The sequence below is a fragment of the Maricaulis virginensis genome (genome assembly GCF_027922185.1).
Lineage (GTDB): Bacteria > Pseudomonadota > Alphaproteobacteria > Caulobacterales > Maricaulaceae > Maricaulis > Maricaulis virginensis.
Window position 1 is genome coordinate 524,848 of sequence record NZ_BSFE01000002.1, and the last position, 12,591, is coordinate 537,438.

General features: G+C 66.8%; 15 protein-coding genes and 1 tRNA gene. 11 read left to right on the forward strand and 5 right to left on the reverse strand.

Annotation, left to right across the window (positions count from 1 at the left end):
- The first annotated feature begins 19 nt into the window (after positions 1-19).
- The gene (locus PKE71_RS06020; RefSeq protein ID WP_271186060.1) at positions 20-688 is read left to right on the forward strand and encodes a hypothetical protein; all 669 of its coding nucleotides are present in this window, start codon (positions 20-22) and stop codon (positions 686-688) included.
- 161 nt (positions 689-849) lie between these two features.
- Here PKE71_RS06020 and scpA read toward each other — a convergent pair whose 3' ends face one another.
- Positions 850-2,994 (reverse strand): methylmalonyl-CoA mutase, encoded by a 2,145-nt coding sequence (scpA, locus tag PKE71_RS06025; protein ID WP_271186061.1) that lies wholly within the window; start codon positions 2,992-2,994, stop codon positions 850-852.
- Positions 2,991-4,424 carry a methylmalonyl-CoA mutase family protein gene (locus PKE71_RS06030; protein WP_271186062.1) on the reverse strand — a complete coding sequence of 478 codons (1,434 nt, stop codon included), beginning with the start codon at positions 4,422-4,424 and terminating at the stop codon, positions 2,991-2,993. Before PKE71_RS06030 ends, scpA begins: the two co-directional genes overlap by 4 nt.
- A 161-nt stretch (positions 4,425-4,585) precedes the next feature.
- On the opposite strand from PKE71_RS06030, the gene PKE71_RS06035 reads away from it, so the two are divergent.
- Positions 4,586-5,317 carry a DUF2793 domain-containing protein gene (locus PKE71_RS06035; RefSeq protein WP_271186063.1) on the forward strand — a complete coding sequence of 244 codons (732 nt, stop codon included), beginning with the start codon at positions 4,586-4,588 and terminating at the stop codon, positions 5,315-5,317.
- Between the two features lie 7 nt (positions 5,318-5,324).
- Here the strand turns inward: PKE71_RS06035 and pip are convergent, their stop codons facing one another.
- From pip to PKE71_RS06050, 3 genes are all read right to left on the reverse strand, one after another.
- Positions 5,325-6,344, reverse strand: a complete 1,020-nt coding sequence (gene pip, locus PKE71_RS06040; RefSeq protein WP_271186064.1) for a prolyl aminopeptidase — start codon at positions 6,342-6,344, stop codon at positions 5,325-5,327.
- Positions 6,345-6,493: 149 nt separating this feature from the next.
- On the reverse strand, positions 6,494-6,982 hold the full coding sequence (locus PKE71_RS06045; RefSeq protein ID WP_271186065.1) for a hypothetical protein: 489 nt from the start codon (positions 6,980-6,982) through the stop codon (positions 6,494-6,496).
- A gap of 126 nt (positions 6,983-7,108) precedes the next feature.
- Positions 7,109-7,183 (reverse strand) — tRNA-Thr (locus PKE71_RS06050).
- Positions 7,184-7,278: 95 nt separating this feature from the next.
- Here PKE71_RS06050 and PKE71_RS06055 point away from each other — a divergent pair.
- From PKE71_RS06055 to PKE71_RS06095, 9 genes are all read left to right on the forward strand, one after another.
- Positions 7,279-7,500, forward strand: coding sequence for a hypothetical protein (locus PKE71_RS06055; protein WP_271186066.1), 222 nt, complete (start codon positions 7,279-7,281; stop codon positions 7,498-7,500).
- A gap of 67 nt (positions 7,501-7,567) precedes the next feature.
- The gene (gene murA, locus PKE71_RS06060) at positions 7,568-8,845 is read left to right on the forward strand and encodes a UDP-N-acetylglucosamine 1-carboxyvinyltransferase (protein ID WP_271186067.1); all 1,278 of its coding nucleotides are present in this window, start codon (positions 7,568-7,570) and stop codon (positions 8,843-8,845) included.
- 4 nt (positions 8,846-8,849) lie between these two features.
- Entirely contained in the window at positions 8,850-9,311 is a 462-nt protein-coding gene (locus PKE71_RS06065; protein ID WP_271186068.1) for a DUF2948 family protein, read from the forward strand.
- Positions 9,308-9,790 carry a UPF0262 family protein gene (locus PKE71_RS06070; RefSeq protein WP_271186069.1) on the forward strand — a complete coding sequence of 161 codons (483 nt, stop codon included), beginning with the start codon at positions 9,308-9,310 and terminating at the stop codon, positions 9,788-9,790. Before PKE71_RS06065 ends, PKE71_RS06070 begins: the two co-directional genes overlap by 4 nt.
- Entirely contained in the window at positions 9,787-10,221 is a 435-nt protein-coding gene (locus tag PKE71_RS06075) for an arsenate-mycothiol transferase ArsC (protein ID WP_271186070.1), read from the forward strand. The genes PKE71_RS06070 and PKE71_RS06075 overlap by 4 nt, the downstream gene beginning before the upstream one ends.
- 123 nt (positions 10,222-10,344) lie before the next feature.
- Entirely contained in the window at positions 10,345-10,563 is a 219-nt protein-coding gene (gene infA / locus PKE71_RS06080; protein ID WP_019961978.1) for a translation initiation factor IF-1, read from the forward strand.
- Positions 10,564-10,603: 40 nt separating this feature from the next.
- On the forward strand, positions 10,604-11,227 hold the full coding sequence (locus tag PKE71_RS06085) for a Maf family nucleotide pyrophosphatase (protein WP_271186071.1): 624 nt from the start codon (positions 10,604-10,606) through the stop codon (positions 11,225-11,227).
- Entirely contained in the window at positions 11,224-12,297 is a 1,074-nt protein-coding gene (locus tag PKE71_RS06090; RefSeq protein WP_271186072.1) for a ribonuclease E/G, read from the forward strand. The genes PKE71_RS06085 and PKE71_RS06090 overlap by 4 nt, the downstream gene beginning before the upstream one ends.
- 31 nt (positions 12,298-12,328) lie before the next feature.
- The gene (locus tag PKE71_RS06095) at positions 12,329-12,499 is read left to right on the forward strand and encodes a DNA gyrase inhibitor YacG (RefSeq protein WP_271186073.1); all 171 of its coding nucleotides are present in this window, start codon (positions 12,329-12,331) and stop codon (positions 12,497-12,499) included.
- Positions 12,500-12,591 lie beyond the last annotated feature (92 nt).

The following is a 12,591-nucleotide window of genomic DNA, read 5'->3' on the forward strand; positions in this document are numbered from 1 at the left end:
TCCGCAGACGGTAGGGACGATGAGCGTATTCAGGATCGCCACGCTGGTCGTGTCGGCGGTGTCCGGTGGCGTCTTCATCGGGCGCAAGCTGCTGGCCGGCCAGGTCGAGAAGAAGAAGGCGGCGCTGGTCCAGCGCGCCGGTGCGGAAGTGCGCGAACGCATCCGCACCCAGGCGCGCGGTTTCGTGGTCGACCATCTGCGCCGCTTTTCCATCGCCCTGGTCGTCAAGGCGGGTCTGCTGCTGGGCGTGGTCGCGCTGGAGCGGCTGGGTGTGCTGCAGGGCTGGCTATACGGCGCGATGCTGCTTTTCCTGCTGACGGCCTTCCTGATCCGCGATCTCTACATGCTCTGGCCGACGCTGAGTTTTGCCGCCAGCGAGCTGCGCAAGCACGGCTGGCGGCCGCGCCTGACCGTGGCCGAGATCATCGCCGCACAGACCTTCGACGAAGTGCTGGCGGAAAGTGCCCAGCAGCCGCAGCTCTGGCATGACGATCTCCTGCTGGCGCTGGCCGGCCAGAAGCGCGACCGGCTGGTCGAGGAGATCGCCCGCGAGGTCGCGGCCATCGCTCACGGGCTCTCCTGGCCGACCCTGAAACCCTATTTCCTCACCGGCGCCGGCATGACCGCCATACTCTCCGCCCTCTATTTCGGCTTCGCCTGGCTGGCCCTGCACGGCCTGGTGATCTGAAACGCACCATCCTCGCCCTTGATGGGCGAGGGGGACCGCGCGAATGCGCGGTGGAGTGGGTGGGGGGCGAGGTCTCTGCCAACGTGCCACCACCGGGATTTACCCCTTCCGTCCGGCTTCGCCGGACACCTTCCCCGTCAAGGGAAGGATGAAGGTACGCGCTACGCCTCTTCCTCCTCCATCCCCATGCGTTCCAGCATGATGAGGGCCGAGTCCGCGATAACGGTGCCGGGGGGGAAGACGGCAGCGGCGCCCATCTGGCGCAGCACGGGTTCGTCATCCGGCGGGATGACGCCGCCGACGATCACCAGGATGTCCTCGCGCCCCTTGTCGCGCAGCGCGTCGCGCAGTTCCGGAACGAGGGTGAGGTGGCCGGCAGCGAGCGATGAGGCGGCAGCGGCATCGACATTTTCCGACACGGCCAGTTCGGCAGCCTCGTCGGGTGTCTGGAAGAGCGGGCCGATCACCACATCCCAGCCCAGATCCGTATAGGCCGAGGCGACGACTTTCTGGCCGCGGTCATGGCCATCCTGGCCAAGCTTGGCGATGAGGATTTTCGGCTTCCTGCCATGGCGTTTCGCAAAGGCTTCCGCCAGGGCGAGGGCGCGTTTCACCTTGTCGTCCTCACCGGCTGCCGCGCCATAGACACCGGTCACGCCCTTGATCTTCGCGACATGACGGTTGAAGGCGGTCTCCATCGCGTCGGAGATTTCGCCGACCGTGGCTTTCGCGCGGGCCGCGTCGACCGAGAGGGCGAGCAGATTGCCCTCGCCGGTGCGGGCGCCTTCGGCCAGCGCGTTGAGGGCAGCCTCGACGGCCGCCGGGTCGCGTTCGGCGCGCAGGCGTTCCAGCTTCTCGATCTGCTGTTTGCGGACCATGTAGTTGTCGACCTTGAGGACGGGCACGTCCTCTTCCTCGTCCAGGCGGAACTTGTTGACGCCGGTGATGGTCTGGCGCCCGCTGTCGATCAGCGCCTGGGTGCGCGCGGCAGCTTCCTCGATCCGCAGTTTGGGAATACCGGCCTCGATCGCCTTGGCCATGCCGCCCAGTTCGTCGACTTCGGCGATATGGTCCAGCGCCCGGACGGCGAGATCGTGGGTGAGGCGCTCGATATAGTGGCTGCCGCCCCAGGGATCGATCGCGTCGCACAGATGGGCTTCTCCGGCCAGAAGGAGCTGGGTGTTGCGGGCGATGCGGGCCGAGAAATCGGTCGGCAGGGCCAGCGCCTCGTCCAGCGAATTGGTGTGCAGAGACTGGGTGTGACCGTCGACCGCGGCGATGGCTTCCAGCGCCGTGCGGCCGACATTGTTGAACACATCCTGGGCGGCCAGCGACCAGCCCGAGGTCTGGCAGTGCGTGCGCAGGCAGATCGACTTGTCGGACTTCGGCGAGAACCGCTCTTTCACCAGCCTGGCCCACAGGAGGCGCGCGGCGCGCAGCTTGGCGATCTCCATGAAGACATTCATGCCGATGCCAAAGAAGAAGGAGAGGCGCGGCGCAAAGGCGTCGACATCCAGGCCGGCCTCGATACCCGTGGCGATGTATTCCAGACCGTCCGCGATCGTGTAGGCCAGCTCCAGATCGGCCGGCGCCCCGGCTTCCTGCATGTGATAGCCGGAGATCGAGATCGAGTTGAACCGCGGCATGTGGGTCGAGGTGTACTCGAAAATGTCGGAGATGATCCGCATCGAGGGCCGCGGCGGGTAGATATAGGTGTTGCGGACCATGAACTCCTTGAGGATGTCGTTCTGGATCGTCCCCGAGAGCTTGTCCGGGCTCACGCCCTGTTCCTCGGCGGCGACGATGTAGAGCGCCATCACCGGCAGCACCGCGCCATTCATGGTCATCGATACCGACATCTCGTCCAGCGGGATGCCGTCGAACAGGGTGCGGGTGTCGTAGATCGAGTCGATCGCCACGCCGGCCATGCCGACATCGCCCGCCACGCGCGGATGATCGCTGTCATAGCCGCGGTGGGTGGCCAGGTCGAAGGCGACGGAGAGGCCTTTCTGGCCGGCCGCCAGATTGCGGCGGTAGAAGGCGTTGGAATCCTCGGCGGTGGAGAAGCCGGCATATTGCCGGATCGTCCAGGGACGCTGCAGGAACATGGTCGGATAGGGGCCGCGCACGAAGGGCGCCGCACCCGGGATGGAGCCGGTGAAATCGATCCCGGCGGCATCCTGCGCCCGGTATTGCGATTTCACGGCAATGCCTTCGGCGGTGTCCCAGGGCTCGCGCGATCCGCTGCCGGGATTCTGCGTGTCGCCAAGATCGATCTGCGTGAAGTCGGGGCCGGGACGGGTCATTGGGCGGCCTCCTCGAACTGGGCGGCAAAGCGGATCGGGGCGAGGGCGCAGGCGGGCAGGTCGTCATCGGGCCAGCTGCCGTCCGTCTCCACGGCGCGCGGATCCGGGTCGGCATATTGGGTCACGCCCAGGATCTGGTCGGTGCCGGCCTCGTAGCGGTTGAGATGGGCCCGGCGGGATTTGGCGATTTCCGACTGGAACCATTCCGAAGAGAGGGCCGAGGCGAGCCCGCCCTTTGCCTCGATCTCCTGGAACAGCGCCCAGGCCTTCTGCGCCAGCGCATCGGCGAGGCTTTCGTGCAGATACGATCCGGCAGCCGGGTCGGTCACCTTGCCCAGATGGCTCTCTTCGGCGAGCAGGATGTGGAGATTGCGCGCGACGCGGCGGGCAAAGGGTGTCGGCCGTCCGATCGCTTCGGTCAGCGGACGCACGGTGATCGCGTCGGCACCGCCGGCGGCTGCAGCAAAGCCTGCGCAGGCATTGCGGATGAGATTGGTCCACGGATCCCTGGCCGACAGCATGCGGTGTGCCGTGGTGGCATGCAGGCTGAGACGGCGGGCTTGGTCCGACGCGCCGAAGCTTTCCGCGATGCGGGCAAAGATGCGACGGGCCGCGCGCAGCTTGGCGATGGTAAGATGAATATCGGTATCGGCGACCAGGCGTGCCTCGACCGATCGCGCGGCGGCGTCGGCACCCAGTCCGGCCTTGAGGGCGAGGCGGATATAGGTTGCGGCCGAGGCGGCCATCATTGCCAGTTCCTGCACCTCGCTGCCGCCGGCCTCGAAGGCAAGGGCGGCATCGGCGCGGAAGACTTTCAGATTGGGAAAGGCGGCATGGGCGAGTTCGGCAATCTCGATCGCCTTGGGGAAGCACTGATCGTCCAGCGCCACGCCCTGGCGCGCGGCGCGCTCGACCGGGGAAATGCCCAGCCCGCCCTCGATCTGTTCGCCATCGACCCGGCGGCGCGCCATCAGCGTAAGGAAGGCATGGGCGTGGTGGCCCTGGCCGCCCAGGCTGTCCAGATGGACCGGGGCGAGGGTGAGGTCGACACCCTTCAGGGCCGCGTCCATCAGGTCGACATCATTGGCCTTGAGACCGAAGCGGCCTTCCGGATCGAGCCGCAATTCCAGCTCGGACACGCCGCCCATCAGATCGGCCAGCGCCGCGGCATTGGCCGCTTCCGGCGAGGCCTCGACCAGAGTCTGGCGCATGCCCCAGGGCAGGTGGATGTCGCGCGGGGCCGCGTCGACGGCATGTGCGCCCTCGGGCCGGTCGAAGAAGACCGGTCCGCGATCGATCCCGTCGACCGTGGTGCGCGACAGCGTCTCCTCGAAGTCCGCGCCCCGCAGCGCCTTCTCGGCGAGGGGCCGCCAATCCTGTGGGCTCAAGGCCGGAAATCCCCCGGCCAGGGCGCGGATATCGTCGGTCATGCGCGATTGTCCTCGAAGCGTGTGTTCTTGTTCTGGCGCGGAGAAAAGGCGCGCACGGCGCGTGCGTCAAGAGGCGCTGCGGTGCGTGGACAGTGCATGGGGGAAATCCCCGCACGCCAAACCGGCTGCACAATGACGGGACGAACCGGGAGACCGTCAGCATGAGCGAAACCACCCCCAACCTGTCCCTGCCGCTGGTCATGCCGGCCCAGGCGCAAAAACATGTCACCGTGAACGAGGCGCTGCTACGGCTCGACGCCCTCACGCAGGCCTGTGTGGAAAGCCGGGCGCTGGCCGTCCAGCCCGAGACGCCTGGCGAGGGCGATGTCTGGATCGTGCCGGCCGGCGCCAGCGGCGATGACTGGGCAGCAATGGCGGCGGGCACGCTGGCGATCTGGCGCGACGGTTTCTGGACAGCGATCGTGCCGGCGGATGGCTGGCGGGTGCATGTGCGCGACGAGGCGCGCAGCGTGGCGTTCGATGCAGGCCGCAATACCTGGATCGCTGCGGCTGCGAACACCATCCTGACGGCCGGCGAGGGCGGTGCGGCCACCGAGGCCGTACTGATCGAGGACATATTGACGGGGCTTTCCGGTGCCAGCGCCGCCAGCAGCGTTGTGATCCCGGCGCGCTCCATCGTGTTTGCCGTCTCGGTGACAACACGCAGCGCGATCACCGGCGCGGCCTCCTTCGATTGCGGGATATCCGGCGAGGCGTCGAAATTCGGCGGCTCGCTGGGGGTATCGCCCGGCGCCAGCAATATCGGTGTGATCGGGCCGACGGCCTTCTATGCCGACACGCCGGTCGAACTGACCGCGAATGGCGGCGACTTCACCGGTGGCAGCGTCGCGCTTGCCATCCATGCCTGGCGGCCGGTGGCGCCGGCAGTTTGATATACAGCTATTCTACCACGGACGCCATGCGCGCCATGATGCGGTTGAGGATGGGCTGAGTGGTCTCGGTCATGGCGTGGCCGTTGACGGTGACCAGGTCGAAACCGGCATGGGGGCAGGCGCGGGCCAGTCGAAAGGCGGCACTGGCCGGACACACCATGTCATAGCGTGAATGCAGGATGTGCATGGGGATGTTGGAGAGCTGCCGCGCATTGCGGATCAGCTGGTCCGGCTCGAGGAAACAGCCATTGCGGAAATAGTGCACCTCGATCAGCGAGTGGGCGGCCACGAATTCTGCGCCGCGGGCCCGCAGGCCCGACAGCACCGCTTCGGGCGGATTGTCGAGATAGGAGAGGCGGTCCTCATACTCGGTCCAGCGGTACAGTGTGGACTGGCGAATCTCCTCCAGGCTGACACTCGCGTCGTCCAGGCGGCGCAGCAGCGTCAGACCGTCGGCGATCTCCGCCTGCATCTGTTCGAAACACCATTCCATCATGGCGCGCGGTGACTTGCGGGCCCGCTCCGGCGCCGGAGCGGCGAAATCCGCCCAGGCATCGGGGAAGACATTGCGGGCACCGTCGGGGCCGTGCATCCAGTCGAGATCGGATGGCTGGGCGAGGAAAACACCCTCCACCACCAGTCCGCTCACCCGCTCCGGGAAGGCTTCGGCATAGGCCAGGGCGAGGGTGGATCCCCAGGACGGGCCGAACACCATCCAGCGCTCGAAGCCGAGATGTTCGCGCAGCCGCTCGATATCCTCGATCAGATGGGCAGTGGTGTTTGCCTCGATCGACAGATGCGGCGTCGAACGCCCGCAGCCACGCTGGTCGAACAGGATGAGATCGAACACGTCCGGATCGAACATGCGCCGGTATTTGGCCGAAGCGCCTGAGCCCGGCCCGCCATGCAGAAAGACGAGCGGCAGCCCGTCCGGATTTCCGCATTCCTCGAAATAGAGCGTGTGACCGCCGGAGACGGGCAGGTCGTCGGCCTTGCGGGGCGGGATGGAGGGGAAATAATCGGTCATCGCCTCAATGGTGCGTTATGCCGGGCCGACGTCAAGCGCATGGCGGGCGAAGCCGGAGAGGGGCCGGAGGGCGATCCGGGATGGACCGGCTCCGCCCGCGCGTGAGCAGTAACCGGCCAGATCGCAATGGGTTCCAATGCGCGCTGCAGTCAGGATGACGGCGCTGCGGACCGGTCGGCCAGCAGATGTGTCAGCGCCGGCGTCAGCCGGTCGACCGCCGACAAGGGCTGGCCGTCGATATCGCGGCTGGCCGGCGTCATGCGGCCGTTCAGCAAGGCGGCGACCTGCCAGGCGCAGGCCGGAGCCGACGCCGGGGCGCTGACGTCATGTTCGGCGAGGAATTCATGGGTCAGAACGTCCGGCCCATCCGCGATCGGACTGTAGACGGGCTGGAAGCCCAGACGGTCGATCTGCCGCTCGATCTTCTGCCGCGCGGTGTCCAGATCCAGCGGGCAGGCGCGCCGCGTGTCGAAGCGCTCGGTCATCTCGATCACCGTATAGACCAGCGTCTCGCGTCCGGCCGGTGCGGGCAGAACGCCGGCGGCACGCAGTTCCGGCGCAAAACCGGCCAGTGCAGCCGCACCGGCTGCCGTTGCGGCCAGCAGGCCCGCAGCACGAAAAAGATCTGAACCCAGCATTCCCCGGACCGTCCCCCGATATTCGGCGGCGGACGTTATCGCCGGGACTGTGTGCCGTCCATATCCTAGCGCCGGGCGACGCAGGATCGGCCCTTGAACGGGCGTTTCGGATGGAAATGAAAGAAATGGTGCCGCTAGAGTGAATTGAACACTCGACCTCTCCCTTACCAAGGGAACGCTCTACCCCTGAGCTATAGCGGCGCACCGGGTTCGCCTGTCGGCGATCGAGAGACGGGCGTATAACCCAAGGGAGGAGCGAGGCCAAGAGTGTCTTGACGCGATGTGCAGCGTTCGACATGACCAATTACATGAAGACACCATCCCAGAATGGCGGTCCGTCCGCCCCGCGCAAGTCCGGCAAGCCCGAACCGGGGTCCCGCGAGGCCCGTCTGGCCGAGGCCCTGCGGGCCAATCTGCGCCGCCGCAAGGCTGCTGCGAAGCCTGCCGGGGACGCGACTGCACCCGAAACACCCGCAGCTGCGGAAACGGCCCCGGAAAAGCCCGGAAAGCCGTCATAATGCCGCCTGCTTCGCCGGGCTGCATGCCGGCTCGCATTATCCGACCAATCTGTACCGGGGAGTAAGCATGGACCGTATCGTCATCCAGGGTGGCGCCCGGCTCAACGGCCGAATCGCCATCAGCGGCGCCAAGAATTCCGCGCTCAAACTCATGGCCGCTGCGCTTTTGACGGACGAGCCGCTGATTCTCACCAATATGCCGCGCCTGGCCGATTCCCGCTTCATGGGGCATTTGCTGGCGCGTCTGGGGCTGCGTGTGGAGGAGGGCCCCGGCGCCCAGATGCAGCTGCATGCGGACGAGATCACCGACACATTCGCGCCCTACGACCTGGTGCGGAAGATGCGCGCCACGTTCAATGTGCTCGGCCCGCTGGTCGCCCGCGAAGGCCGGGCCCGTGTCTCGCTGCCGGGCGGCTGTGCCATCGGCGCGCGTCCGGTGGATCTGCACCTGAAGGCCTTGGAGACGCTGGGGGCACAGATCACGCTGGAAGAGGGCTATGTCGACGCTAGGGCGCCTGCGGGCGGCCTGGTCGGCGGCGAGGTGGATCTGCCTTTCGCCTCTGTCGGCGCGACCGAACACACCATGCTCGCTGCGGCGCTGGCGCGGGGCGAGACCGTGATCGAGAATGCCGCGCGCGAGCCGGAAATCGCCGACCTCGCGGCCTGCCTCACGGCGATGGGTGCCGAGGTCGAGGGCGCGGGCTCTTCGACCATCCGCATCCAGGGGCGCGAGCGGCTGAAGGGCGTCACCCACGCTGTCGTCGGCGACCGGATCGAGACCGCGACCTATGCGCTGGCTGTTGCGGCGGCCGGCGGCGATGTGGTGCTGGACGGCGCCGTCTGGGCGCACAACAAGGCGCTGTGGAATGCGATGAACGAGGCCGGCGTGACGGTGCAGCCGGTCGAGGGCGGCGTGCGGGTCGAGCGCAATGGCGCCCGTGTGAAGGGTGTCGATATCGAGACCCAGCCCTATCCGGGTTTCCCGACGGACGCCCAGGCGCAATTCATGGCGCTGATGACGACAGCGGAAGGGACGTCGGTGATCCGCGAGACGATCTTCGAGAACCGCTTCATGCACGCCCCCGAGCTGACCCGTCTGGGCGCCGATATCAGCGTCAATGGCAATGAGGCGGTGGTGCGCGGCGTGCCCCGCCTGAAAGGCGCCCCCGTGATGGCGACGGATTTGCGCGCTTCGGTCAGCCTGGTCATTGCAGGACTTGCCGCCGAGGGTGAAACCGTGGTCAATCGGGTCTATCACCTCGATCGCGGGTTCGAGCGCCTGGAGGCCAAGCTGTCAGGCTGCGGCGCGCGGATCGAACGTCAGTCTGAACCAGCGGAGTCCTGAGACCTTGAAGCGAGACGACCGGCCCCTGCGTCTGGTGGCATTCGACGCAGTGGATCTCGAACCGATATCGGCAGCCTTGCAGGATGCCGTGGCGCAGCTGGGCGATTTCCAGTTCTCGCGCCGCGAGAAGGCATTCACCATCGCCTTCAACCGTTTCTGCTGGGAAGCGGGCCGGCGCGATCGCCGTGTGCGCAGCGGTCTGCAGATCGGCCGCGTGGCGGCGGCGCGCTCGCAGAATATCCGCCAGGGCGCCAGTGACGCCGTGGTCAACCTTCTCTCCATTGCCTTCGAACCGGGCGAGCCGCCGGCTGGCACCGTTGTGCTGGTGTTTTCCGGTGGCGGCGAGGTACGGCTTGATGTGGAATGCCTGGATGTGGTGATGGCCGACCTGACCGCGCCCTGGCGTGCGGCGGGCGGCCGGCCGGTGCATGAAGACGGGCCGGAAGAAGGGGCGAGCAGGCAATGAGTGAAGCGCCGGACCGGATTGTCAGGATCGATCTCGATGCCGCCAGCATGGGTCCGGGCGATGTCAATGCCGACCATGAGCGGCGTGTCGCCATTGCCGATCTTCTCGAAGCGAACAGTTTCCGTCCCTCCGGCGAGGCCGACGGCCCGTTTGCCCTGCGCTTGGCGATCGAGGATGACCGCCTGGTCTTCGATGTGCGCCAGGATGACGATACGCCGGTGCGCGCCTTCGTCTTTGCGCTGGGGCCGTTGCGCCGCATCATCAAGGACTATTTCCTGATCTGCGAGAGCTATTACGAGGCCGTGCGCGATGCACCTTTGGCCCAGATCGAGGCGATCGACATGGGCCGCCGCGGTGTTCACAACGAAGGGTCGACGCTGCTGCGCGAACGGCTGAGCGGCAAGATCGAGGTGGATTTCGACACCGCCCGGCGGCTCTTTACCCTGATCTGCGCCCTGCACCGGCGGGCCGCCTCATGACGACGCCTTCGGTCCTGTTCGTCTGCGGACGCAATGCCATCCGCTCGCCCATGGGCGAGGCATTGTGGCGCAAACGGTTCGGCGACGATGTCTCGGCGCGCTCCTGCGGTGTGATCCCGGCGGCCTTTGCCGACCCGTTCATGGTGGCCGTGATGCTGGAAGAGGGCATCGATCTCGAGGACTTCTCGCCGATCGCTCTGAATGGCGTGGGCGAGCCGGCGGCCGATATCGTGGTCTCGCTGTCCACCGCCGCCGACCGCACGGCGCGCGACTATGCAGCGCGCACGGGCGCCGAGTTCCAGGCCTGGCCGATCCCCGATCCCAGCGAGACCGGCGGCAATCGCGACATGCGCCTGGCCGCCTATCGCGAGACCCGCGATGCCATCGCTGCACGCATCGCTGAATGGGATGCCAGCCTAAAAAGCGCTTGACGTCTCGACTTTGCACCCGGTGAAGGACTATATAGCGCGCTCCGGGGCGCCGGCCGCACGGCGAGTCGGCCTTATCCCGTGTCTGTTTCGCCCGGAAATCCGGGCCAGGAATTGAGGAGCCGCATGGCGAAAGAAGAGTTGTTGGAGTTTCCCGGCGAGGTGACGGAACTGCTTCCGAACGCGACCTTCCGGGTCAAACTCGAGAATGATCACGAGATCATTGCCCACACGGCGGGCAAGATGCGCAAGAACCGGATCCGGGTTCTGGCGGGCGACAAGGTGCTTGTCGAAATGACACCCTATGACCTGACCAAGGGTCGTATCACCTATCGCTTCAAGTAAGCCGTTTGCGGGGCGCGTCGACGCAATGACGGATGCCGCCATGGCACACGGACCGCGACCGCCCCTGATCCTGGCCAGCGCCTCACCGCGCCGTCTCGGTCTTCTGGCCAGTGTCGGGATCATTCCTGACGCCGTTGAACCCACCCATATCGACGAGCACGAGATCCCCGGCGAATTGCCGGGGCCGCTCGCCCTTCGCCTGGCGCAGGAAAAGGCGATGGCACATCCGTCCGTGCGCGCGGGCGGCGACGCCTTCGTGCTTGCGGCGGATACGGTGGTCGGCGTCGGCCGGCGCATCCTGCCCAAGACGCTCGACGAAGCCGAGGCCCGGCGCTGTCTGGACCTTCTGTCCGGCCGCAATCACCGGGTCTTCACCGGCATTGCCGCAGCCGGTCCCGGCGGGGCGTTTGCGGCGCGTGTGGTCGAGACCCGGGTGAAGTTCAAACGCCTGTCGCAGCCGGAGATCGATGCCTACATCGCCTCGGGCGAGTGGCACGGAAAGGCCGGCGGCTATGGTATCCAGGGCCGGGCCGGGTGTTTTGTGGTGAATCTGATCGGCTCCTTCACCGGCGTGGTGGGGCTGCCGCTCTACGAGACGAGCAATCTGCTGGCCGGTCTGGGATATCCGGTGACCGAGCGCATGGGCGAAAGGCCGACCAAATGAGCCGCCGCATCCTGATCGAGGAAAATATCGGCGAGACCCGCGCTGCCGTTGTCGACAATGGCCGCGTGGTCGAGCTGTGGCTGGACCGCTGGAGCGAGGCCGGTCAGCGCGTCGTCGAGGGCGAGATCTATCGCGGCCGCGTGCGCCGGGTCGAACCGGCACTGAATGCAGCCTTTGTCGATCTCGGCGTGGGGCCGGAAGGCTTCCTGCCCTTCGGCAAGGCCGGCCGGCCCAAGGGTTTCCATGAAGGCGCCGCCATCGGTGTGCGCATTGCCCGCGAAGCCTATGCCGAAAAAGGGCCCAATCTCGCCCTGGCCGAGGCCGGGGAGGGCGATGCGCCCGAATGCGTCCAGCCCGCCCCGATCCTGGCCCAGCGCCTGGTGAAGGCCTATGGCGAGGCCGAGGCCGTGTGGGCCGACGAGACGGATATCGATCTGGATGATGAGTTCGAGGCGGCGCTGAATCCGCTCGCACCCATTCCCGGTGGCGGCTCGCTCTATATCGAGACCACGCGGGCGATGACGACGATCGATGTCGATGCCGACGGCCGCAAGGGCCAGGGCTCGCCGGCCCAGCTGGCGGTGGCGCTGAACACGTCGGCCGCCAAGGAAGCCGCCCGCCAGGTGCGTCTGCGCGGCCTGGGCGGCATCATCGCCATCGATTTTGTGCACATGCGCACCCAGCCTGACCGCAAGGTCGTGGAGCAGGCGATGCGCGGTGCGTTCAAGCGCGACCGGGCCAGGGTGGATGTGGCGCCGTTGTCGCAGTTCGGTGTCGGCGAGCTGGCGCGCCAGCGCCGCGGCCGCTCGCTGCGCGAACAGATGTGCGATACCGACGGCCGCCTGTCGGTGGAAAGCTGTGCCCTGGCGGCCTTGCGTCGCCTGCAGGCCGAGGCCATGTCCGACCGCAGCCGCAAGCAGAAGCTGGAAGTCGCGCCGGAGGTTTTCGCCTGGCTCGATGCCGATACGATCGGCTGGCGCGAGGCGCTGACCGGCCGGATCGGGCCGCGCTTCGAACTGGTGGCCGCCGACGGTCTGGGGCGCGAGGATGCGCGCGTCAGCCGCGCCTGACCGTGTGCGCAAGCACCGAACCGAGGACGACATGATGAAATGTCCCATCTGCCGCAAGCCGGCCGACCCCGAATTCAAGCCCTTCTGCTCCAGGCGCTGTGCAGATCTGGATCTGGGCAAGTGGATGAATGACAGCTACGCCATTCCCGGCGAACCGGCCGATGTGGCCGAGGAAAACCCGCCGTCCGGGGAAGACCGCTAGGTGTGATTTCTCATGAGGTTGTTCATCCGGGCTGAAGCCCTGAAGCTGGTTGTTGCGAAACGATCAGCCATCGAGGAGAGCCCGGATGAACG

What these genes read in the sequence shown, in the direction of transcription:
- PKE71_RS06020 (WP_271186060.1), top strand. Translation starts at nt 20, where the DNA reads ATGAGCGTATTCAGGATCGCCACGCTGGTCGTGTCGGCGGTGTCCGGT.
- scpA (WP_271186061.1), bottom strand. Translation starts at nt 2,994, where the DNA reads ATGACCCGTCCCGGCCCCGACTTCACGCAGATCGATCTTGGCGACACG.
- PKE71_RS06030 (WP_271186062.1), bottom strand. Translation starts at nt 4,424, where the DNA reads ATGACCGACGATATCCGCGCCCTGGCCGGGGGATTTCCGGCCTTGAGC.
- PKE71_RS06035 (WP_271186063.1), top strand. Translation starts at nt 4,586, where the DNA reads ATGAGCGAAACCACCCCCAACCTGTCCCTGCCGCTGGTCATGCCGGCC.
- pip (WP_271186064.1), bottom strand. Translation starts at nt 6,344, where the DNA reads ATGACCGATTATTTCCCCTCCATCCCGCCCCGCAAGGCCGACGACCTG.
- PKE71_RS06045 (WP_271186065.1), bottom strand. Translation starts at nt 6,982, where the DNA reads ATGCTGGGTTCAGATCTTTTTCGTGCTGCGGGCCTGCTGGCCGCAACG.
- PKE71_RS06055 (WP_271186066.1), top strand. Translation starts at nt 7,279, where the DNA reads ATGACCAATTACATGAAGACACCATCCCAGAATGGCGGTCCGTCCGCC.
- murA (WP_271186067.1), top strand. Translation starts at nt 7,568, where the DNA reads ATGGACCGTATCGTCATCCAGGGTGGCGCCCGGCTCAACGGCCGAATC.
- PKE71_RS06070 (WP_271186069.1), top strand. Translation starts at nt 9,308, where the DNA reads ATGAGTGAAGCGCCGGACCGGATTGTCAGGATCGATCTCGATGCCGCC.
- PKE71_RS06075 (WP_271186070.1), top strand. Translation starts at nt 9,787, where the DNA reads ATGACGACGCCTTCGGTCCTGTTCGTCTGCGGACGCAATGCCATCCGC.
- infA (WP_019961978.1), top strand. Translation starts at nt 10,345, where the DNA reads ATGGCGAAAGAAGAGTTGTTGGAGTTTCCCGGCGAGGTGACGGAACTG.
- PKE71_RS06085 (WP_271186071.1), top strand. Translation starts at nt 10,604, where the DNA reads ATGGCACACGGACCGCGACCGCCCCTGATCCTGGCCAGCGCCTCACCG.
- PKE71_RS06090 (WP_271186072.1), top strand. Translation starts at nt 11,224, where the DNA reads ATGAGCCGCCGCATCCTGATCGAGGAAAATATCGGCGAGACCCGCGCT.
- PKE71_RS06095 (WP_271186073.1), top strand. Translation starts at nt 12,329, where the DNA reads ATGATGAAATGTCCCATCTGCCGCAAGCCGGCCGACCCCGAATTCAAG.